Origin of the sequence: Enterococcus gallinarum, from assembly GCF_021496385.1 — a bacterium.
GTDB lineage: Bacteria > Bacillota > Bacilli > Lactobacillales > Enterococcaceae > Enterococcus_D > Enterococcus_D gallinarum.
The window spans coordinates 3,117,189-3,138,307 of the sequence record NZ_CP050816.1; the positions used below are offsets into that span (position 1 = coordinate 3,117,189).

Consider the following 21,119-nt stretch of genomic DNA (forward strand, 5'->3'; position numbering starts at 1 on the left):
CGCTTTCCTTATCGATTAAAAATCCGCTTCAACCATTGAAGAATCCGTGTTTCCAAATAAAACATCATAAATATAGCAAACTTCAGATTCTGGTATCGCGACACTGTAAACCTTTTCAATGACACTAAACGCCTTTTTGATCTCTTCCAGCTGTTTTTCATGACACTGAAGCAGTGTGCCGCTGGCATGATAATTCTCAATGGCTTCATTTCGAATCAGTCGTTCGATCAAACAACTTGTATGGACAAACAACGCAAGCTTGCGGTCATTAGTGATTCTTTGCTGCCATATACGTTCCAGATTCCCCACAAAGAATTCCATTTGAGAAATCACTTTCTCTGTATCTAGAATCGTCACAGATTGAATCACTCGATCCAGCGAAAAGTTTCTTACTAATTGATTGTTCACATAAGCAATCATCTCTTCATCCAATTCTTCTTTCAGCCAACTTAATAGCACTGCTGTACCTGCGCCAGAAATCAGTTCTTCTAAAGAAATAAAAGGAGCCAGCTCTTGACGAGGTTTGTTGGTTCCTACAACACCAACAATGTCATACGATGTCAAAGCCTGTTTGACATGTTCCCTATTTTCCAACTGATTGAACTCATAAGGGAGAATTCGAATCTGTAAATGATCTGGAATGCTCTTTTCTAATAAATTTGAGATTTGAACCGCAGTTCCAATTCCTGTTGAACACGTTGTGATGACAACTTTCTCTTTTTTCGTTTGCGGAAGAATAATCTCCCATTCATTTTGACTGTAGGCATTTACCCGTTCTGGAATTTCCCTCAGCGAAACATTTTGCTGGATACATTCCCCCACAGCGATGGCTACACTTGTCGTTACATTGTTCATCATGACGATTGGAACCGTCAATTCTGGAATATACTGATAGATTTCTTTCAACGAACCCATGTCGAACAAGACCACTAGTCCATTAGATACATCATTTTTTTGAATATATGCAGTGACCCTTTCTGCAATTTGCTTGGGCGTGACATCTAATGGCATATCGAAAGACTGAAAAACCGATTCATTCAACAAACGATTCGCTACATTCGCAATGCTGCTGGCAGTTGCGTAGCCATGAGCCACGATGATACTTCTCGGAAGCAATGAATCTTTGGTATACCCCATATCGTTGATATAGAGTGTAAAGATAATGCGGTCCATACTGGTTAGCTCGATATCCAATGCTTTTTGTACTAGCCCTAACAGATTTTCGGTGTAGCGATCACTTGTCGAATAATGCTTTTTAACGCTCTTCAGTAGGTTCTCTGTCAATAAAAGTTTGTCTTGATCATCCGGCAGCCACTCCACATTTCGCCGCAGCCATAAATAATAACTGATCGTATAAACCATGCTGCCGTTAAAGCTGATTTGGAAGGAATGTTCAATCTGCTCCATCATTCGCTGGACATGCTCGGTCACAAAAATCATCGTCCGCTGCTTTTGTTCTTGCTTATGATCAAACAATAAATTTTCGAATAGTCTTTCAATCACTTTAGAAATAGGATCAGCTGCAGCTGTAAAATCCTGTCCTGCCTGGACATAATTGAGCAGGATCTGTTCATATGTTTGAATGATCTTTTGTTGTTCTGGCTCACTTTCGGCAGTCAGCTGCTGGATTTGCGTTTGCCCATCGATAAGAATCAATTGCGTCGTCGCTGACTCATTGGGTTCATCTGTCAATTGCAGTAAATGTTCTGGTAAATGATAGACCGTGACTGCTATTTTTTTGGCTTTCCGCTTTAGGCTAGCAGTATAGCTTTTGGCAGTAATAATCTTGATCGTACTTTTCAATTCACCGACATTCCCAGAAAAATGACTCGTCGTTAACATTTCGATCACTTGAGGTGAGAGTTCTAACGGCAAACCGATGCGCTTTTGCTCTTCAAAAAATGCTTGCAAGATCAGTTGCTTCCGTTCAGAAATCGTTCGTTCTTCCAAAGCAGGCAATGTCGCTTGGATCGGGATTCGCCGCAAAAAAGTTGTTAGAAAAGTTTGTTTCAAATCTTCTGTCGTTGCAAACACCAACCGACAATCCACCGTGATTGGTCGTCTTGTATCCCCCATTCGATAGATGACACCTTGATCCAGAAAAGTGAATAATTTTTCCTGTCCTTCAGCATTCAACCGATGAACTTCATCGAGAAACAAGACACCGCCATCTGCTGCTTCAAAAGCACCAGCACGATCTTCCTCTGCGCCGGTAAAAGCCCCTTTGACATGTCCAAATAAATTACTAGTCAATAGCTCTTGGTTGTTGGCGTACTGTGCGCAATTGATGGTGATCAAAGGCGCATCGACCTCCAATAATTCATTGGCCACACAATAGTGATGGAACATTTTTACCAGAAAACTCTTCCCCGTCCCACTTTCCCCCGTCAGTAAGAAGGGAAGCCCACCATTTGGATAGAAGGCGGCCATCTTGATCTGTTCAATGACTTCTGCCAGACTGCCTTTGCTGCCGATCACACTGGAAAAGAAATCTTCTTTTTGATCAAAAAAAGGTTTTTCCGCCGCAACAGCAGCCAGACTCTCGTATACGTTTTGTGTTAAGGGGTAGTTTTGGCTCTCAAATGCCTGCTTATGAAAAAAATAAACGGGTCGGGTCGCAATTTTCACTAAACGACCTTCTTCCGTTAGCTGATTCAAATAGTGACTGATCGTGTTTCTCTTGACTGAAAACTTCTCGGCAATATCTTTCGCTGTAAAGACATCGCTTACATTTTCTGCAGAGAAAAAAGCCGTCTGGTTTTGCAAGTAAGCAAGTAATTGTTCTTTCATCGCTGTTCTCCTTGTCCTCTTTCTCCGTTTATCATAGCTTACGATTCTTAAAAAGCCAAGAGGTGACAGAGGAAGTTGCTTGGAATGAATAATTTCGAGGATATTTCCCTCGACTATAGGTCATCTTGAAAAGAGTCCTTAGCATAAAATTTATGATCCAATAAAAATCACTCAAGGCAGTCACATTTTTTTAGACCGTTCACAGATCTTGCCCTTCCGCTAGAGACTCTTTTCATTTTCATAGATACTTCTATTTCTTGCAATCTAAAGTAAATCATCAAAGCTGACGGTTCCGCAACAAGTCCTCCCTTTTTATTCCTTTACAATAACTCTCTACTTATTGCATTCTATTCCTTTCTTAAATCGTTGCTTCCGTATGATCCCGGCTCAAGGTATATAGGCTGGTTTCGACTTTGAAGTAGTCTTCGACTAATTTTTTCAACTCAGCCATTGCGGCATCAGCCCGCAAATGTTGTTCTTCATTGATTGATTCAACGAACAATACTGCGTTGACGGTCTCTTCTTTTAACATCGTGCGTTGCGCTTCTCGCCAATTTAAACAGCGGCAGATGGCTCCTTGCTCGTCATAGTAAATCAATTCTCCTGCTAGTGCTGGCGCATCCTCCTCGGCGCCTAATGGGAAAAATGACTCCCCACCCTTGGCTAGTCCAAGGTGTAAATCACCTGCGATTGCAGCCAAATCTTCTCCACCTAAAGGCATCCCATACTTCATAGAGACACTATTGTAGAGATCTACTAATGGATTGATTGGAAAAAAAGTTCGATCTTGATTGACACGCTTCAACAATGCTTCTATGGAAGAACGGGCACCTTTTTTTGTTTTAAATTTTTGGAAAGCTTCCCGCCATTCTTGGACAACTGGATTTTCACTGAAGGTTGCATTCGTTAAGAATCGCTTAGCTTCGCGCTTACCGTTTTTCAGCAATTCCGTAAAATAACTTTCTTTTGCAGGATCTATTGAATTGTCGATCCCTTTCACAACGAGACAACTAATTTGTGCATGGGGAAAGATTTCCCAGAATGCTTGATCGATCACTATTTTCTTCATTACTTTCACACTCCAAATGTATTAATAAAAAAGCGGCAAAACAATATTTGCTAGTTCCGCCAATTGATTCCAAAAGTTGATCATTATTTAAACCTGTCCTTTTAAACTAGGGAAGGTTGATCACATTTTTGAAAAAGAAAACGATTTTCTATCCTACAGTGCCGATTTCTCCTGCCCTATCTAATTAGTAGTCTCTTTTCCCACCATTCTTTACAATCGCCCAATCCGATTCAATAGATTCTCTGATCTTTGAAAGTAAATTTGTCACCGTTTCTATTTCTGATGCGGATAGTTGAGTGGTAGCGATTTTGTTTGAGTATTCGTTTTCTCTTAAGATAAACTGCACAACATGCTTTCCTTTTTCAGTTGTGTATAAATGTTTGATTTTTTTATTGAACGGATCGGATTCTTTTAAAATGAATCCATTCTCTTCCAACTTTCGGACAGCTCTTGACAGCGTTGTCCGATCGACTTTAATCACCTCTGCTAATCGTTCAGGGATAATTCCCTCATTCTCAAAAATACGAACCAAATAAATATACTGCCCTTTGTTCAGCTTTAACTCTTTAAATTCAATATTGGCAATGGCATCAAGCATTCGGCTAATCGAGCCAATTTCTCGTAAAATGTCATTCATTCTTCTTTCTCCTCTTCTATCATTATCCTACCTTTTTATTGTTGCAAATGCAACATTTTCCCAGAATAAAAAAGAGCGAAACCAATGTTTCACTCTTTTAAAAAATATTTATATCACTTATACGTTCTGTTGCTAGTTGATCATATTTCGCCAACCACATGACTAACAACAAAGATTGTTTCATTTGCTCATTGCTTGGAGGAAGAGAGCTAAACCATTGATCATTCACTAGAACTCGTCAGAGGTATCCTCTATCTAAAGACTAGCTGATTTTTTCCCTCAGTTCGTTTTGTCTGTTTTTCTGACACGTATTCTCTTTTATTCATAAAAGAACTCTTTAGAATTGTTTCTTTTTCATAATCGAAATACTGATCCTCACAGAGAGTGCAAAAAGTAGCATAGCAATTACTAATGCAATAAGAAAGAGCATTCCCATGCTGACGATGGGCAATGTGTTCAATTGAGCAATCAGATCAACATTAAAGAAGAGCTTTGCCCCTTTTACAATCACAACACCAGCGACTATCAGAAGTCCAACAGCACCAATAATGGCAATTCTGCCCTTTTCGCCGCCAAACTTTAGTTGGAAGGGAATCATAATAGATTGGATGATGATCATAACAGGCAGAATCATTGCTGCAATCTGCCAGATCTCAGTGAGAGAAGTAGTATCTCTAACAACTGTTGCAATCAATCCTAAGAAAGTTGCCAAAAGCCATGAACTAAATCCCAGTAGAAATCCTAGACAATATTTTTCCAGCACATAGCCCACTCGAGTAATAGGTAAAGTGAATAAAAACGCATACCCATTGTCAAATTCATCATAGCTGATAGTGCTTAATGTGAATAAAGAAAGCGCAAAGGTTAAGAAACCTAGTGGGAATGATACATCCTCTGTAAACGAGATCATTCCTATTACAATCAAAAGAATAACCAAAAAGAAATTTTTTTGTGTGGCCATCAATTTAAAATCTTTTACCAACAAACCTGTCATTATTCACGCCCCCTTACCATCATCATAATCACTTCATCAATTGATCCTTTTTCAATGACTATTTTAGGAAAATTCTCCATATAAAACTGTTTTTGATTCGTTAAACAACTATACCCATAGCTTTCTTCTTTGTATCGGAGAATAAATTGTTTATCCAGTTCTTTGTATTGCTCCGGATCAACTTTCAATAGTGCATAATCACTTAACAAGACATCGGTCTCTTCGTGTAAGATCATTCGTCCATCATGGATCATATAAAGATCATCACAAAGTGTTTCTAAATCACTAGAGATATGGGAACTGATCAAAATCGCACACTCTTCATCTTTTTCCATGAACTCTCTCAACATCAAAAGTAATTCATCTCTGGCAATCACATCCAAGCCAGCTGTCGGCTCATCTAAAAGCAACAATTTAGCGTGATGCGATATAGCTACTAATACTTTTAGTTTTGCTTTCATCCCTGTTGAAAAATCGTTGAGTCTTTTATCCACTGGTAGTTGGAATCGCTGAATTTGTTCGGTAAAAAAGTCTTCGTCAAATTCGCTATACATTGTCCGTAAAATCGGAACAATATCTTTAATCCTTAAATAGCCGCTGAAGCCAGAATCGGATAAAACAACACCTAACTTTTCCTTCTCTTTTGGGGTGAGTTCTTTACTATCCTTGCCTAAAAGTGTGATCTTCCCACTGTCAAAAGGAATTAAACCAAGAGCTGCTTTAAACGTAGTACTTTTACCTGCTCCATTTTGACCAATCAACCCTGTGATAGTACCTTTTTGAACTTCTAATGAACAATCAAGAGAAAAATTATCATACTGCTTTTTTAGATGCTCAATTTTCAACATGTTTCAACCCTCCAATATCAATTCAAACAAACTTTTTATCTCTTCATCACTAATCCCGCAACGTCGCCCTTTTAGAATTGCTTGTTCCAAGTCTTGTTCCAGCTCCTTTTTTTGCTCTTCCAATAAAAGCTCTGTATTGGTAGCAGCTACATAAGTTCCTTTCCCGTGAACCGTTACTGTAAAACCTTCAGATTCTAACGTATCATAGGCTTTTTTGACCGTTAAAGCACTGATCTTTAATTCTTTTGACAGTGTGCGGACAGATGGCAACGGATCATTCTCATTCAGCTCCCCATTTCGAATATGCCCTTTGATTTGATCGACAATCTGCTCATAAATCGGCACCATTAAGGAAGTATTAATAATCAATCTCACATTTTCTTCCCCCTTCTCGTTACAAACAGTATATAACAGTACACAACTGTTATCAAGTGTTATATACTGTTTATTAAAAAAATTTTGAGTTTTTACTGAACATAAACAAAAAAAGCTAGGCAAAAGCCTAGCTGAGAACACGATTTAATCGTGAAAGATAGATAGTTATTTCATGCGTATGATAATTGTCCCACCTATAACACTCACAATCATTATGCCGAGGACAAGCATCCAACTCGCCTTCTCATCATTTGTCTGTGGAAGTTTTTTATCATTCGTTTTATTTGAAGCGTTTAAGGCAGCAGAGTGACTTGATTCTGATTGATTGTTCTGAGTCCCTAACATGGACGAATCAGTTGTGTTTGGTTCTGTCGTACTTGGTTCTGTCGTACTTGGCTCTGTCGTACTTGGTTCCGTTGTGCTTGGCTCTGTCGTACTTGGCTCCGTTACGCTTGGTTCTGTGACACTTGGCTCTGTCGTGCTTGGTTCCGTTGTGCTTGGCTCTGTCGTACTTGGCTCCGTTACGCTTGGTTCGGTGACACTTGGCTCTGTCGTGCTTGGTTCCGTTACGCTTGGTTCGGTAACACTTGGCTCTGTCGTACTTGATGTTTCTTTTTTAGTATTGGTAATAATGATGGTACCACCCTCATTGGTTACCGCACTTTCAAAGTCATCTGGAACATTGACTTCTTCGACAGTGTAAAAGAAATCTTCCCCTTGGTTATTGTACTTTGGTAATACTACATTTTGGCCTTCAACTGGGACTTTTGTGCGTATTCCTTGATAGCCCTCGCCTTTAGTCAAGGTTAAACTATCTGACGTTTGCCAACTTTCAGCACTAACGGTGGTTGTTCTTTTGACTTGGTATTCGATCTGATCAGGAATCTCAGCATCTGGAACATTGATCCACTTCTTCATAATTTTCAATTCTACGACAGGTGCCTTGATGGATGGAATAGGAAAATCTAAATATTCACCATCACTTCCTGTTGTTAATGTCGTGCGTCCATTACACAAGACCCATGTTTCTCCTTGAAACTCAGCGGATTCTGTATTTATTCGAACCTGATAAGTTAGGGTAAGTTTTTCATTTTCACCTAACGCGATGTTGCTGATAGAGATGGTTTGATTAGCTTCCGTTACTTGAACTGCTGCAACAATTTCAGGAGCTTGGATCCATGCTCCTTGATCATTTTTGCACCACCCGACCAATTGATAATGGCTATTATCAAACGTACCGGCTCCTTGTAAAAGGATTCCTTCCCCCATAGGGTCTGTGATCGTTCCATTGGGAATCGTTTTATCAATGTGGTTCGCAATTTCTTTCAATGCTGAACCAAGACCGCTAAGGTTTTCGTCCGTCGTCAAATAATTAGCCGGTGCAGTAGCAAGATTACGGGCAATATATTCGCCCCTTGCCGAAGGTGCCGTTGCCACTGAATAAACCGTAAAGTTCGATTCCTTGATGTCAACGATCGTTCCTAATGTTTCATCAGTCACCACTTGACTGCTGACTGGAACTGCTAAACTATCTGTTGAAGTCTTACTTGTTGTATGGTATTGAGGATTAGCTGTTTGGAAAGCTTTGGTATAGCTGCTAGTATGATAGCCATTATAATCATCGATCTTTCCTGTATTGGGATACACAGTTGCATTTTCAGCAGGTAAATAGCTGCGATTGGCACTATCATCGCCAATATGGATAAACATCTTTTCAGCTTCAGGTCGACTTTGTTCAAGGAGCAGACGTTGTCCCTCCATCAAGCCTTTTTGCATAAATGTTCCTGAGTGTGATTCCGCCGTATGCTGTAAAAAATTTTGCAGATAATCGATGTCTTTGGAGAAGCCATTCGTAGAATAAGTTGTTCGGTTATAGGCAACAATTCCGATACGAATAGAGCCGTTTGACAGGGAATCTCCTAATTCCTCACCAAATTGTTGCAGCCCTTTTAAGGCGTTGGTTAATTTCTCTCCTTTCATAGAGGAGGAGTAATCAATCACAAGGACAAGATCAACTGGATTATCTACTTGATTCCCTTTCACATCTAAAGTAACGTCAAAGAGACCTTGCTGCCCGGCTACCTCTTTGACACTCTTCTTTACATAAGCTTCATCATGATAGTTCACATAGTTTTCACTATCAAAATCGACACCTGGTGCATTGCCGTAGTCATAATTATAGGTATCCCCTTGTTCGACACCATCAGTAATATATTGTCCAGATTGATTGGCTTGATAATCAAAATCATAAGTAGCAGCACTTGCCTGTATACCAATAAAAATGACCATTGATCCAATAATCATTAGTAAAAAAGCAATTGTTTTACCTGATCTTTTTTTGTTAACTTGCATTTCTTACACTCCTTTATTTCATGTCCACTCATTTAATGGGAGAATCATCGTTTAACTGTGAACGAAATTTGCCAATCCAAATTGTAGTTTGTTTCGGCTAACAAAAGAGGCAAAAAAATGCAAATTTCAAACACAAAAAAATATCCTTTTTTGTGCTATGATAAAAGAAAATTGATACAAAAAATTACTAGATCGGAGGCAAATCGATGGAACGATTCCATACATTTTTTGGGAGTGGCCTCAAAAAAGACGTTGAGTTACTGCGCTTTTTGTATTTGCAAAAACGCTTTGTCCCTATAGAAGAAATCAGTCAAACATTAGGTCTCGATCGTCGTTCTGTTCAAAAGAGCTTTGACTCATTGACCAAACAGCTGGCAAACAATCAAGCAGAAAAAAACGAGATTCTAATTGCCAAACACGGATCCGGGTATAAATTCAGCGGCACCAAAACAGACTATAAACGATTGACGAGTCAGCTTTTAGCATCCAATCCTTTTTTTCAACTACTTAAAACCCTGCTGCTGCAAAATGAAATCAATTTGATCCAATTTGCTGCTAACAATTTTTTCTCTGAATCGACTGTTCGTAAAAGAATTTATGAATTAGAAAACGCATTGACTCCTATTGGCTTTTCTTTGCGAAAACAAAAAGGCATGGTTCGATTAATTGGCGACGAAGCACGTATCAGATATTTTATGGTCGCCTTCTTTTGGCGGACATTCTCTGGGTTGCATTGGCCGTTCAAGGGACTCTCACAAAAAAAATGTGAAACGATCGCTCAAGACTTCTATCAAAATAACCAGATTCCTTTCAATAAAATCGAATTAAGAATGACGACGTATATTCTAGCCGTCACTATTTTACGTTTTCGCAAAGGGCAGTCGATCCCTACGGATTCATTGGAGATGGCACCTTTTCTCGCAGATGAAGACTTGCAATTGTTTCAACAACTGACTGATCAGAATACGCCCATATTCAATCACTTAGCAGAAGAATTATCCGAACACTTCTTTCTACCAGAAAACGAACGCCGTTTTTGTTTTCTTTGGCTGCAATCCAATCTTGACCGTACATTTAAGGAATCTCAGCTAGAGACTTATTTTTCGTCGAATGAGGCGGAGAAGCCCCCTACTGCCATTCAAGAAGTGATTGCTTCAATGGCATCACATCATGAGAGAAAAACATTCCCATCCTCTCAGAAAAATCTGATGTTGAACACCATTTTAAATGGCATTCTCTCCATTGCGCTTTTTGGAAAAACCGATCATACGTTGGCAGGCTATGACACCGTCCAATTTCTCGCAGAACATTTCCCAGAATTGCGGATGCAGTCAGAAAAACTTTTAGAACAGACAAGCTTGTATCATGATGAACCACTCAATCGCAAAGGACTTGCATTGCATGTCGCAACGGCTTGGACGCAAGTGATATCACCCGCTGCGTTTCAGAAACAAATCAGAATCAAACTCGAAACGGATTTACCTTTAGCCGTTTCACTGACAATAAAAAAACTGATCAAAATGCCTTTCCAAGGCTTTTATAATATTGATATTCGCGAACACTTTGACCAAGAGGCATATGATCTTTGCTTAAGTACCACACCGTTGACTGAAACTTTTGAAAAAGTCCCTGTATTACTGATCAATGCCCAGATCACACTACCTGATTTGTTGGCGATCCATCAAGCCCTCGAGGAGCTGACCCAGCAAAATCGTCCGCACCATTGAAACTTAAGCATGCAGTTAGTCATTGAGAAAAATAGGATATCCTGCTCCCCCCTTCTTGCTACCGCATTCGTTAGTTCCAGTTGGTGATTGTTACAGGAAGACGATAACCTCTTATCTGATACTGACAAACAATCGTATAAGCAATCTGTCACTATTCCAAATTGGCTGACAGATTGTTTTTTTACTAGTATTCGGATGGTCTTGATAGATAATATACAGTCAAAGTATTTTTTTCACTACAATTTCTTTTCAAGCAGTGCTTCTCTGAATAGCTTCACACCTTCGAAAAATCGGCTCTCAACCTGTTTTCATTCTCATAAATACTTCTCTGATTAATCTTTTGAAGAATCAACCGATTCTTATTATTAGTGACACTTAGCAACAAAGAAAGAATAAGGAGGTTGATACTAAGAAATGTTTCTATAATTGAAAGTTGATTGTTGAGTTAGTTGGTTTGGCCATTTGTTGACTGCTTCAATGTTTTGGATAGAGCCAGTCAATGAAAAGGCAAAATGATAACGCACATTTTTTGCCTGAATCAACAGATGATTGCCACTCCTCCCAACTATTCAAACCTGATGAAATTCAGTAACGCGCTACCCTCGTTTTTATTATTTCTATATGTAAGGAGAACAGATGAGTGTCCAGAATCGATGATTATTTAAAACAACAAATGCAGCAATCCACAAAGCAAACCGTGGAAAAAGATATTTTTTTAGGCCACTCCCCTAACGAAATCATCTACTTCATCACAATCCATGAATTATTAAGATCTCCTGATCAGTTATGTCATAAACTAAAAGACCAAATTTCGGAGAGGGACGCAAAGGTCGTGATCAATGGAAATATCTACGATCATGCCCTTATCAAAGTGCTAAAAGCGGTCATCGAACTGAAGGCGGATTATTCAGTTATCGTCCGCGATGGCTTTAGAGAATATAACAAAAATCTTCGCAGTAGTGAACAAGTTGGTTTGCTCGTTGTCAAGTCAGCTAAATAAAAAACTGCTGCCTCTCAAAAACAGAGGTAGCAGTTTTTTCGTCTTTCCATCAAACGATAACTACGATTGATTGCTCGTTGCTTCATTTATTATTTCAAAGATTGCTTTCTTTCCGATTATGTTGACGATAAAAGCTGAAAAAAATGATTGCATATAACACCGCTGTAAAACCAGTGACGGCAACCGAATTTGTGATCAAAATCCCCAGAAACAGCAAGACGAGAGAAACAATCGCCAAACTTAAATAACCTTTACGAAAAAGATTCTTTTGCTTAATGGCTAAGACAAAAGCGGCCAGACTGATCAATAGCCAGATCAAAAGAACAGTGTAGGAAAGAGATCCAGCTAAATAGCCAAACAATTTGTCTCCTAAAAAATAGGAAAGCACAACACCTAAGTATAACGTTCCACTACAAAACATGATTGCTCGTTGCGGGACACTATTTTTATTTAAAGCAATAAATTTATGCTTAGCATTGCCATTGTTGCTCAGTCGGAAATACAGGATTCGCGAAGACGCATAGATTCCTGAATTGATCGAAGAAAATAAAGCCAGAATGATTACCAAATTCACGATGTCCGACGCGAAAGGCAAATGGATCTTTTGAAAGACCATCACGAATGGACTCACATTCGGATCCGCTAACTGATTCCACGGGTAGATGATCAGTAATAGAAACAGCGGAATAATATAAAAAGCTGTGATACGGGTCATGACCCCTCTGATCGCTTTAGGAATCGCTTTTTTTGGATTTTCTGCTTCACTGATCGTGATTGCCACCAATTCTGAGCCACCATAGGAATAAATAACTACTAGCAATGAGTTGATAAATCCTTGAATCCCATGAGGGGCAAAACCACCATGGTCAGTGATTTGACTAAAAGTCGGCAAGAAGCCAATGTCAAGTAGTTGTGTGCCGACTAAATAGATGCCAATAATGATCAACGCAATCACTACACTGATTTTTGCCCAAGAGAGCCAGTATTCTGTTTCTGCAAACAAACGTACAGAGAAAAGATTAATGGCTGTTGTTAAAAGGGCCAAAATCAAAACAAAGACCCACGCCGGAATATTGGGAAACCAAAGCTGCAAAAAGCTGGCAGCTGCTACCGCTTCGGCAATGATATTGATCATCCACATCGACCAGTAAAGCCAATCGATAAAATCAGCCGTATGCACCCCCAGATAAGGTTGGACCAACCCAGAAAGACCATGTTGCTTTTGATCTTCTAGAACCAGCTTTCCAAGTCCTGTCATCACCATAAATAAAATAAGACCACAAAAAATAAAGGCGAGTAATACCGAAGGACCGGCCAAGTCGATCGCTTCTCCGCTTCCTTTGAAGAGGCCAGCGCCAATTGCTCCGCCAAGAGCCAACATAGTAATGTGGCGAGTTTTCATTTGTCTTTTTAATTGATTTTCTTCGTTCATAAGATCCTCCTTGTTTCTCCGATAGGCATAAATGAAATCAATCAAAAAAATCATCATTTCTTATAACTGGTTTCAAAAAAATAACGGAGCTAAGCTCCTTGCCCAGATCATACACAGTTAAATAACCTATTGCAACTAAAAATTGAAAAAATAATCTATTTTTTCTGAAAATTCTATCATATTTTAATCTTTTTCAGTTCCTTCAAAGAAACGTTCTTATTCTATCAAAAGGGTGACAATCCGTTAACAAACAAAACACGTTTTTCCACTTCAATAAAAGCAGAAAAACGTGTTTCAACGGCTGGAAAGTAGCTGGCTTTTTGGCCAAATTAGCCAAAGCAGCTTTACAGCGTTTCAATCAAATCCAGTGGATGCTCAATGAAAAAGTCCGGCCTAACAGCTAATAAGGCTTCTTTCGTATGGCTTCCCCAAGCAACGGCAACAGTGCCTACACCGGCTGCCTGCCCCATCTCGATATCAAAGGTCGCATCACCAATCATCCTCACCTCATCTTTTTGCAACCCATGATTTTTCAAAATTATGGTTATCCCTTCAGGATGCGGCTTATAATGCGTCACTTTATCCGATCCGATCGTCTCTGCAAAAAAAGCAGCAATGCCTAATCCCTTCAGATTTCGATTCAATATATCGGTTTTCTTACTGGAAACCACAAAACATTTGATGCCTTGCTCTTTAAGAATTGCCAGTAATTCAGGGATGCCATCGAACACCTTAAGCGACTTTTCTTCAAAAAATTGATAATGGCTTCGAAAAATAGTGAGAAGTTCCATTAATTTCTCTTCGGATAACTGCCTGTTCGCCATCTCTAGAAATGATTTTTCAATAGGAATCCCCATGTAGTAATCGATTGTTTTCTCATCAGGAATCATTAGACCTATGTCACTAAATGCTTTTTGCGTCGCCAATATCCCACATTCTCTAGAGTCACCTAGTGTCCCATCAAAGTCAAAAATCAATCCCTTAGTTCTCATTCCATCCTCCCCCTTCATGATCAAAAAGTTTTATTCATCGTATCCTATTCTTTGATAGAAAACAATCATTGATTTTTTCCTCGTCAGAAGCTATTGATCACAAGCAGATCCTAATTCTACGTATCGCTCATATCTTCTAAAAAAAGAGGAAATGGACTCTTTTTTCAAAAAGTCAAAAATAACTGTTGACCTTAGAACGACTCTAACCTTTATGCTAAGGGTGTAAAGAATATGGAGGGAAAAAAATGAAACATTGGCATAATTTAGAAATCGACGCAGTACAATCAGAAACCAGTACCGAACTTATCACTTCGGAAACGCGTACAAGTTATCAGGCAAAGCATGGAAAAAACTTACTTACTGAATCAGAAAAAACACCAGAATGGAAAAAATTCTTTTCTTATTTCCATGATGCTCTGATGTATGTCTTGATCGGTGCTGCTGTTTTGAAATTTATTACAGGTAGTTTTGTTGAAGGAGCAATCGTTTTATTAGTCGTTATCCTCAATGCCATGATTGGTTATTATCAAGAACGAAAAGCTGACGAATCGCTATCAAGCATCACAAAGCTTCTCAGTTCAAAAGCAACTATCGAATCGATAGAGGGAAGACTGTCTATTGATGCAGAAGAGCTAGTTCCTGGCGACCGTGTCTATTTGGCACCAGGTGATATTATCCCTGCTGATCTGCGAATCGAATCAGTCAATGAATTGAAGATCGATGAGTCGATTTTGACAGGGGAGCCTGATGCAGTCGTGAAGACCGTCACTCGCTTAGATGAGCAGACAGCTTTAGCCGATCGAACCAATATGGCTTACTCTGGAACGCAAGTCCAATCAGGTACAGGGAAAGGCATCGTCGTCGCAATTGGTTCCGAGACTGAGATTGGCAAAATCAACCAATCTCTTTCATCGATCGAAGTCAAAGAAACGCCTTTATTGAAAAAGGTCAATGAAATGAATCATTCAATCTTTAAAGGTATTGGACTATTCATTCTTTTACTTGGACTGATCAGTTATTTCGTTTACGGGATGAGCATGATGTATATCGTCTCTGCGATCATTGCGCTGATCGTTTCCTCTATCCCAGAAGGATTGCCATCAATCTTGACGATTATTCTATCTTCTGGGGTAAAAAATATGTCTCAGCAAAATGCGATCGTGAAAGGATTGCCTACGGTAGAAACCCTTGGATCAATGACAGTGATTTGTTCGGATAAGACTGGTACTTTAACAAAAAACGACATGACGTTAACTACTTTGTTTACAAACAATCAGGTAACTGATGTGTTGAAGACAAACCAGGAAGATTACCCGGAGAATGAACTGCTCGCAGAGATCATGCAAAATTGTCAAGAAACGCAAAGCTTTGAGGATGTTCATTGTCCAGTTACAGGAAATGCCACAGAGTTAGCCTTGTTAAAGTGGACGAATCGGATCGGTGCCCAACGAATAGAAAGTGTAGAGACGTTGCCCTTTGATTCAAAATACAAATATATGGCTACAAGTCATAGAATAAATGGCAAGAAACGTATTTTTGTCAAAGGCGCACCGGATGTCATTATGACCAAAGTTTCCGCAGCTCATATCGATGGAACTAAGCAAAAATTTGATCGCCTGCAGTGGGAACAAGTCAACTCATCTTTTGCTTCTGAAGGTCAGCGAGTGATCGCTTTTGCCTACAAAGATGTAGCAAACGATACCCTATTAACCCATGACGAAATAAATGATCTAGTTATGACCGGATTAGCAGGTATTATTGATCCGCCGAAAGAATCCGCGATCGAGGCTGTCGCAGACTGTAAAAAAGCGGGTGTCAGAGTAGTAATGATTACCGGAGACCACCCTACAACAGCCAAAGCGATCGCCCAGCAACTAGGAATCAATCATGCTGATCGAGCAATTACTGGTACTGAATTGGATCGTTTGTCAGCAGAAGAATGGCAAACCGTTGTGAAAAACACCAATATTTTTGCCCGGACTACACCAGAACACAAACTTCAAATCGTGACTTTCCTGCAAGAACAAGGTGAGATTGTAGGGATGACGGGCGATGGCGTAAATGATGCACTCGCACTTAGAAAAGCCGATGTCGGCATTGCTATGGGGATCAAAGGGAGCGACGTAAGCAAACAAGCGGCAGACATGATTCTGATCGATGATAATTTTGCGACGATTGCCAAAGCTATTAGAGAAGGTCGCAGAATTTTTGACAATCTAAAAAAGACGATCCTCTTCTATTTACCAACTTGTTTGGCGCAAGGTCTATTACTGATCGTCTCCATGCTGGGAAACATGCCTTTGCCATTGACCACCGTTCAAATTCTCTGGCTTAATCTTGTCGCATCCATCACGCTTTCTTATGCGCTAGGCTTTGAACCCGCGCACAAAATGATCATGAACCGTGCACCTCGAGACATGAATGAGAAAATCATTTCCAAATATACGTTGTTTCGAATCCTATATGTGGGTATCCTATTGACCTTTTTTGGCTTCCTTACCATGAATTTATTTAGTGATGAAGCGACAAGACAGACCGTCCTCATCAATGCGATCGTTTTTGGTCAAGCATTTTACATGCTCAATTGTCGTGAGATCACTAGCTATGCCTTCACTAATAAAATCAAGCAAAATAAAGCCCTGATCTATTCGTTGTCAGTGATGGCTCTATTACAATTAGCGATGGTTTATTTCCCGCCGCTGCAGAGAATCGTCCAAACAACTTCATTAAGCTTGAACAATATGCTGATAAGCATTCTTCCTGCTTTACTACTATTTCTATTAGTAGAGTCGGAAAAGCACATTACACGTGTGATTCTGAATGAAAGTTTTTCTGAACAGTTCAATTCATTCGAATAATAAGCAATAGCAAACTTTCCTCAGATAAATGCGCCTTTTACTAGTCTTGATACTATTGAACGTATCACTAGTTCAATAGTATTTAGACATTTAGGGAAGAAACAACGATTACGTTCGAAGGATGAGTAAAAAGTGGGACTGTGCCATAAGTCATCATCCAACAAGTTAAACCGAATAATAGTCTGTTGCTAGGCTTGATTCCTCTGACTTTTGCGACGAGGAGTCCCTGCACCGCAGGAGCAATAATAATTAATGTTCGGATAGCGTTACTTGTAGGAGACTTATGGCACAGTCCCGTCTTCTTTATTTTGTTACAAACTCTTGTTGCAAAGCTTTTAATAAATATTTTTTCTGATCAGCTCACCGTTTTTCCACTGCATCTCAACGGTCTGATTCCCTTTGATTTTCAGCCCTTTGACAAAACCATCTTTCAATTCGGCTGGTAAGGACGGCAACCATTTAACATGTCCGTTGCGATCTTGGATAAACAGATTGGCGATCCCAGCAGCCACGCCAAAGTTACCGTCAATCTGGAATGGAGGATGTTTGCTCCAAAGATTACTATACGAAGCTTCTAAAATGGCATGCTGAATATGTTGATAGGCTTGCTGTGAATCTCCTAGGATAGCAAATAAATTGATTAACCAAGCATTACTCCATCCGGTATGTCCGCCACCATTTTTTAATCGCAGAGAAATTGACTTTCTCACTGCATTTAAAAGCTCCTCTGTTCTATAAAGTTCACCAGGGTATGCGCCATAAAGATGGGAAACGTGGCGATGTCCAGGTTCCACTTCTTCAAATTCTTCTTGCCATTCTAAAATTTGACCTTTTGACCCAATTTTTACAGTTGCTAAATAGGGTTGGATTCGCTTCATTCTATCCAACAAATCATCATGGATATTTAGTGATTCACAAGTTAACCGGAAGAAATCAAAATTTTCATTGATCAAGCAGATATCCATTGCAGTTGATAGCTGCAATGAACATTTGTTGCCAGCAGCATCGAAAAACAGGTTCTCTGGTGACGTCGAGGGACAGCTGTGATATATTCCGTCACTTTCTATTAATGTATTGACTAAGAACGTAACAGACTTTCGCAATACTGGATAGACCACCTCTTTCAGGTATGTCCTATCTCCCGTGTACTCATAGTGCCGGTATAAATCACTGGCTAGCCAAGCCCCGCCCATTTGCCACATCGCCCAAGAAGCATCTCCTCTACCAGTCTGAGATCGATAAGGAGTCCCCACTGGATTGGTTGTAAACCAGCGATCTGTATTATGATGACACACAGATCCTGCTACACCATAATGAAGGAAGGCGGTCTTTTCTCCTGCGCTAGAGAGTTGTTCAATAAAGTTACTATAAGGTACAAAGCATTCGTGTAAATTACAAGTATCCGCTAACCAGTAATTCATCTCTAAATTGATATTTGTTGTGAAATTACATGACCAAGGCGCTCGCAGCTGCCAACTCCAGATCCCTTGTAAATTACTCGGCAAACTCCCAGGACGAGAAGAACTGATCAATAAGTAGCGTCCATATTGAAAATATAAAGCGATTAGACCAGGATCTAACTGCCCTTCTTTTACCCTTGCAATACGTTCATTCAGCGGCAACTGGACTTGGTCGCCCAAATCCATCTCTACTCGATTGAACAGTTCTTGATAGTCTTTCCTGTGACGCTTTTTAGCTTCTACAAAGCTTGGAACTTTTCCTGCCCCTTTTCTTCTAAAAAGAAATGATACGTTTCGGGCATTTTCAATGATAAGTCGATCGTTGTTAAAAACAATATTTCCATCCGTTTGCTCAATGATTAATTCATAAATATGTGTTTCCCCGCGAGTCCCTTGTACAAAATCCCATTCATTGCTTATATAGTTTGGATTGACATGTTCCGGACATTGAACCTGTATTTCAACACAGCTTTCATTAGCATGGTAAACAACTTTTGAGTGTAACTGTGACTCATAAGCAATACTAATGGATTCAGCTTCCGGAGCAATAAATCTTCCCCACAAGGCTTGGTCAGGATAACTAGCAAAATACTCGCGCTGATAGACACCTCTCGTTCCTTGGTATGTTATTTCTACTTTACTTCTGCTTAAATCAAGACAACGGCGATACTGATCAATCGCTCCTTGTTGGTCTGGTTGTGTAATAATCAGATTTCCCAAAGGCAAGTAGCTCTCGGTGTAATTCCCTAAAAAAGACTCTTCCACTTGTTGCCCCGCTTCTAGATAACGGCCTTCCAAAATAGCTTGTTGGATTTCTGATAAATAATTCGCAGCTTCTGGTCGATTTTTGTCATATTCGTATCCCGACCAAAGTGATTCGTCATTCAAGCCAATTTTTTCAGGAAAACTTCCAAAGATCATTCCCCCTAGACTACCATTCCCAATAGGCAACGTTTCCTCCCATTCCTGCGCTGGGTTTGTAAAGAAAAAATTCATTTTGAGGACCTCCATCATAAAAAGTCCTATGGCTGTTCTTGAAAAAGTATTGTTCCTTGATTAATCAGTCATAGTCTTGTGATCTCTTTCGCTCAACCTAATTCTAGTCATATTCCAAGAAAGCGGCTTTGTGCAGATTGTAACGCTTCCTCCATCAATCACTACCCGCTCCTTCGAATCACAAGGGACAACTAACTCTTGATTTGGTCCATTAACTGCTTTTGTATCGTAATCAGCCATTTCAGTAGCCTCAATGACACACGCCAATCTCAAATCAGAGTCAACCGTGAATGTAATTTCTTCACAACTATGCTTGTTAACAGAGAAAATAACTAGTTCATCTTTTTCTTCGTTTAAAATAGCAATACTGTCAAGATAGGGTACATTCTTGATTTTGTTGGTATCATAAGTTACTACATCAACTGTTGTAGTTAATGCTTTGCCTTGTCCATACAATGAAGCTTGTTGATACGGATAGAAGATGGTCTGCTTCCAAGCTGTCCCATTTTTCTCAGTCATAATCGGTGCGATCACGTTCACCAATTGCGCTAGACAAGCAATCTTCACTCGGTCAGAATTCTTTAATAATGTAATGAGCATGCTGCCAACAAGTAAAGCATCTTCAAAATTGTAGATGTCTTCCAAAATGTGAGGTGCTACCGTCCATGGCTTTTGCGCCGCGGTTTCTTCATTGGAATGGTACCAGACATTCCATTCATCAAAGGACAACATCATGGTCTTGTCACTTCGTTTTTTTGCTTTCATCGTGTCGCAAATGGCGATTACTGACTTGATAAAACGGTCCATATCTTCTGACTTGGCCAAAAATTCAGCAAGGTTGTCAGTTTTATTGTCATAATATTGATGCAGTGATAAGTAATCGACATATTCGTATGTGTGCTCAAGTACCGTTAATTCCCAATCCACGAATGTCGGGCGAGAGCTGTTGGAACTGCCGCACACCACTAGTTCAATTGAATCATCTACCCATTTCATCGCTTTGGCAGTTTCTTCTGCTAAACGACCATATTCTTCTGCTGTCTTATGCCCAATTTGCCAATCTCCATCCATCTCATTGCCTAAGCACCAAGTTTTAATTGCGAAGGGTTTTTCGTCTCCATTTTGCTTTCGAAGATCAGACCAATAGGTGCCTCCTTCAAAATTGCAATACTCAACTAGATGACGCGCTGCATCGATACCCCGCGTTCCCAAATTAACGGCCATATTCACTTCAGTATCGCATTCTTTAGCCCAACGCATATACTCATGTAAACCTACTTCATTCGTTTCAATACTTTGCCACGCTAAGTCGAGTCGTTTAGGTCGCTTTTCTCTTGGCCCAATGCCGTCCTCCCAACGATAGCCAGACAAAAAATTTCCTCCAGGATAGCGAACAATTGGTACTGCCAATTCTTTGACAAGTTTTAAAACATCTTGCCGAAAGCCATTTTCGTCACTCGTTTCATGATCTGGTTGATAAATACCTTCATAGACTGCTCTTCCCATGTGTTCAATAAATGAACCATAAATTCGGCGATCGATTCTCGAAATTTGTTGTGTTTGTGAAATACGTGCCCTAGCCTTCACTT

14 protein-coding genes are annotated in these 21,119 nt (G+C 39.8%); 3 read left to right on the forward strand and 11 right to left on the reverse strand.

Going from position 1 to position 21,119, the window contains the following annotated elements; genetic code table 11:
• Positions 1 to 15: 15 nt before the first annotated feature.
• The 7 genes from HED61_RS15100 to HED61_RS15130 all read right to left on the reverse strand — a co-directional run bounded on the left by HED61_RS15100 (position 16) and on the right by HED61_RS15130 (position 9,065).
• Entirely contained in the window at positions 16 to 2,790 is a 2,775-nt protein-coding gene (locus tag HED61_RS15100; RefSeq protein ID WP_219645135.1) for a sigma 54-interacting transcriptional regulator, read from the reverse strand.
• A 358-nt stretch (positions 2,791 to 3,148) separates the two neighbouring features.
• The gene (locus HED61_RS15105) at positions 3,149 to 3,859 is read right to left on the reverse strand and encodes a B3/B4 domain-containing protein (RefSeq protein ID WP_219645134.1); all 711 of its coding nucleotides are present in this window, start codon (positions 3,857 to 3,859) and stop codon (positions 3,149 to 3,151) included.
• 184 nt (positions 3,860 to 4,043) lie between these two features.
• A complete protein-coding gene (locus HED61_RS15110) occupies positions 4,044 to 4,496 on the reverse strand; it encodes a MarR family winged helix-turn-helix transcriptional regulator (RefSeq protein ID WP_138371166.1) in 453 nt (150 codons plus the stop codon).
• A gap of 337 nt (positions 4,497 to 4,833) precedes the next feature.
• Positions 4,834 to 5,490 carry an ABC-2 transporter permease gene (locus HED61_RS15115; RefSeq protein ID WP_171917291.1) on the reverse strand — a complete coding sequence of 219 codons (657 nt, stop codon included), beginning with the start codon at positions 5,488 to 5,490 and terminating at the stop codon, positions 4,834 to 4,836.
• Positions 5,490 to 6,338: an ABC transporter ATP-binding protein gene (locus HED61_RS15120; RefSeq protein WP_003125549.1), complete on the reverse strand. Its 849-nt coding sequence runs from the start codon at positions 6,336 to 6,338 to the stop codon at positions 5,490 to 5,492. Before HED61_RS15120 ends, HED61_RS15115 begins: the two co-directional genes overlap by 1 nt.
• Before the next feature lie 3 nt (positions 6,339 to 6,341).
• Positions 6,342 to 6,713, reverse strand: coding sequence for a GntR family transcriptional regulator (locus tag HED61_RS15125; protein ID WP_003125548.1), 372 nt, complete (start codon positions 6,711 to 6,713; stop codon positions 6,342 to 6,344).
• A gap of 165 nt (positions 6,714 to 6,878) precedes the next feature.
• Complete coding sequence (locus HED61_RS15130) at positions 6,879 to 9,065, reverse strand: VWA domain-containing protein (protein ID WP_219645133.1); 2,187 nt, start codon at positions 9,063 to 9,065, stop codon at positions 6,879 to 6,881.
• Positions 9,066 to 9,271: 206 nt separating this feature from the next.
• Here HED61_RS15130 and HED61_RS15135 point away from each other — a divergent pair, with 206 nt between their 5' ends.
• Positions 9,272 to 10,792 (forward strand): helix-turn-helix domain-containing protein, encoded by a 1,521-nt coding sequence (locus HED61_RS15135; protein WP_081131962.1) that lies wholly within the window; start codon positions 9,272 to 9,274, stop codon positions 10,790 to 10,792.
• Between the two features lie 640 nt (positions 10,793 to 11,432).
• A complete protein-coding gene (locus tag HED61_RS15140) occupies positions 11,433 to 11,792 on the forward strand; it encodes a hypothetical protein (protein WP_081131963.1) in 360 nt (119 codons plus the stop codon).
• Between the two features lie 94 nt (positions 11,793 to 11,886).
• Here the strand turns inward: HED61_RS15140 and HED61_RS15145 are convergent, their stop codons facing one another.
• Together HED61_RS15145 and HED61_RS15150 are read right to left on the reverse strand one after the other, a co-directional pair.
• Positions 11,887 to 13,224, reverse strand: a complete 1,338-nt coding sequence (locus HED61_RS15145) for an amino acid permease (protein ID WP_155853110.1) — start codon at positions 13,222 to 13,224, stop codon at positions 11,887 to 11,889.
• 344 nt (positions 13,225 to 13,568) lie between these two features.
• On the reverse strand, positions 13,569 to 14,216 hold the full coding sequence (locus tag HED61_RS15150) for an HAD family hydrolase (RefSeq protein WP_219645132.1): 648 nt from the start codon (positions 14,214 to 14,216) through the stop codon (positions 13,569 to 13,571).
• A 245-nt stretch (positions 14,217 to 14,461) separates the two neighbouring features.
• Here HED61_RS15150 and HED61_RS15155 point away from each other — a divergent pair, with 245 nt between their 5' ends.
• Positions 14,462 to 17,074, forward strand: coding sequence for an HAD-IC family P-type ATPase (locus HED61_RS15155; RefSeq protein WP_219645131.1), 2,613 nt, complete (start codon positions 14,462 to 14,464; stop codon positions 17,072 to 17,074).
• Between the two features lie 335 nt (positions 17,075 to 17,409).
• On the opposite strand, the gene HED61_RS15160 is transcribed toward HED61_RS15155, so the two are convergent.
• Positions 17,410 to 19,530: a glycoside hydrolase family 95 protein gene (locus tag HED61_RS15160; RefSeq protein ID WP_219645130.1), complete on the reverse strand. Its 2,121-nt coding sequence runs from the start codon at positions 19,528 to 19,530 to the stop codon at positions 17,410 to 17,412.
• Between the two features lie 60 nt (positions 19,531 to 19,590).
• Positions 19,591 to 21,117, reverse strand: a complete 1,527-nt coding sequence (gene arfA, locus HED61_RS15165) for an arabinosylfuranosidase ArfA (RefSeq protein ID WP_219645129.1) — start codon at positions 21,115 to 21,117, stop codon at positions 19,591 to 19,593.
• Positions 21,118 to 21,119 lie beyond the last annotated feature (2 nt).

Excerpts from the sequence above, each read along its gene's own strand:
- HED61_RS15130 (WP_219645133.1), bottom strand. The coding sequence starts at position 9,065 with ATGCAAGTTAACAAAAAAAGATCAGGTAAAACAATTGCTTTTTTACTA.
- HED61_RS15135 (WP_081131962.1), top strand. The coding sequence starts at position 9,272 with ATGGAACGATTCCATACATTTTTTGGGAGTGGCCTCAAAAAAGACGTT.
- HED61_RS15155 (WP_219645131.1), top strand. The coding sequence starts at position 14,462 with ATGAAACATTGGCATAATTTAGAAATCGACGCAGTACAATCAGAAACC.
- HED61_RS15145 (WP_155853110.1), bottom strand. The coding sequence starts at position 13,224 with ATGAACGAAGAAAATCAATTAAAAAGACAAATGAAAACTCGCCACATT.
- HED61_RS15150 (WP_219645132.1), bottom strand. The coding sequence starts at position 14,216 with ATGAGAACTAAGGGATTGATTTTTGACTTTGATGGGACACTAGGTGAC.
- HED61_RS15110 (WP_138371166.1), bottom strand. The coding sequence starts at position 4,496 with ATGAATGACATTTTACGAGAAATTGGCTCGATTAGCCGAATGCTTGAT.
- HED61_RS15105 (WP_219645134.1), bottom strand. The coding sequence starts at position 3,859 with ATGAAGAAAATAGTGATCGATCAAGCATTCTGGGAAATCTTTCCCCAT.
- HED61_RS15115 (WP_171917291.1), bottom strand. The coding sequence starts at position 5,490 with ATGACAGGTTTGTTGGTAAAAGATTTTAAATTGATGGCCACACAAAAA.
- HED61_RS15120 (WP_003125549.1), bottom strand. The coding sequence starts at position 6,338 with ATGTTGAAAATTGAGCATCTAAAAAAGCAGTATGATAATTTTTCTCTT.
- HED61_RS15160 (WP_219645130.1), bottom strand. The coding sequence starts at position 19,530 with ATGAATTTTTTCTTTACAAACCCAGCGCAGGAATGGGAGGAAACGTTG.
- HED61_RS15100 (WP_219645135.1), bottom strand. The coding sequence starts at position 2,790 with ATGAAAGAACAATTACTTGCTTACTTGCAAAACCAGACGGCTTTTTTC.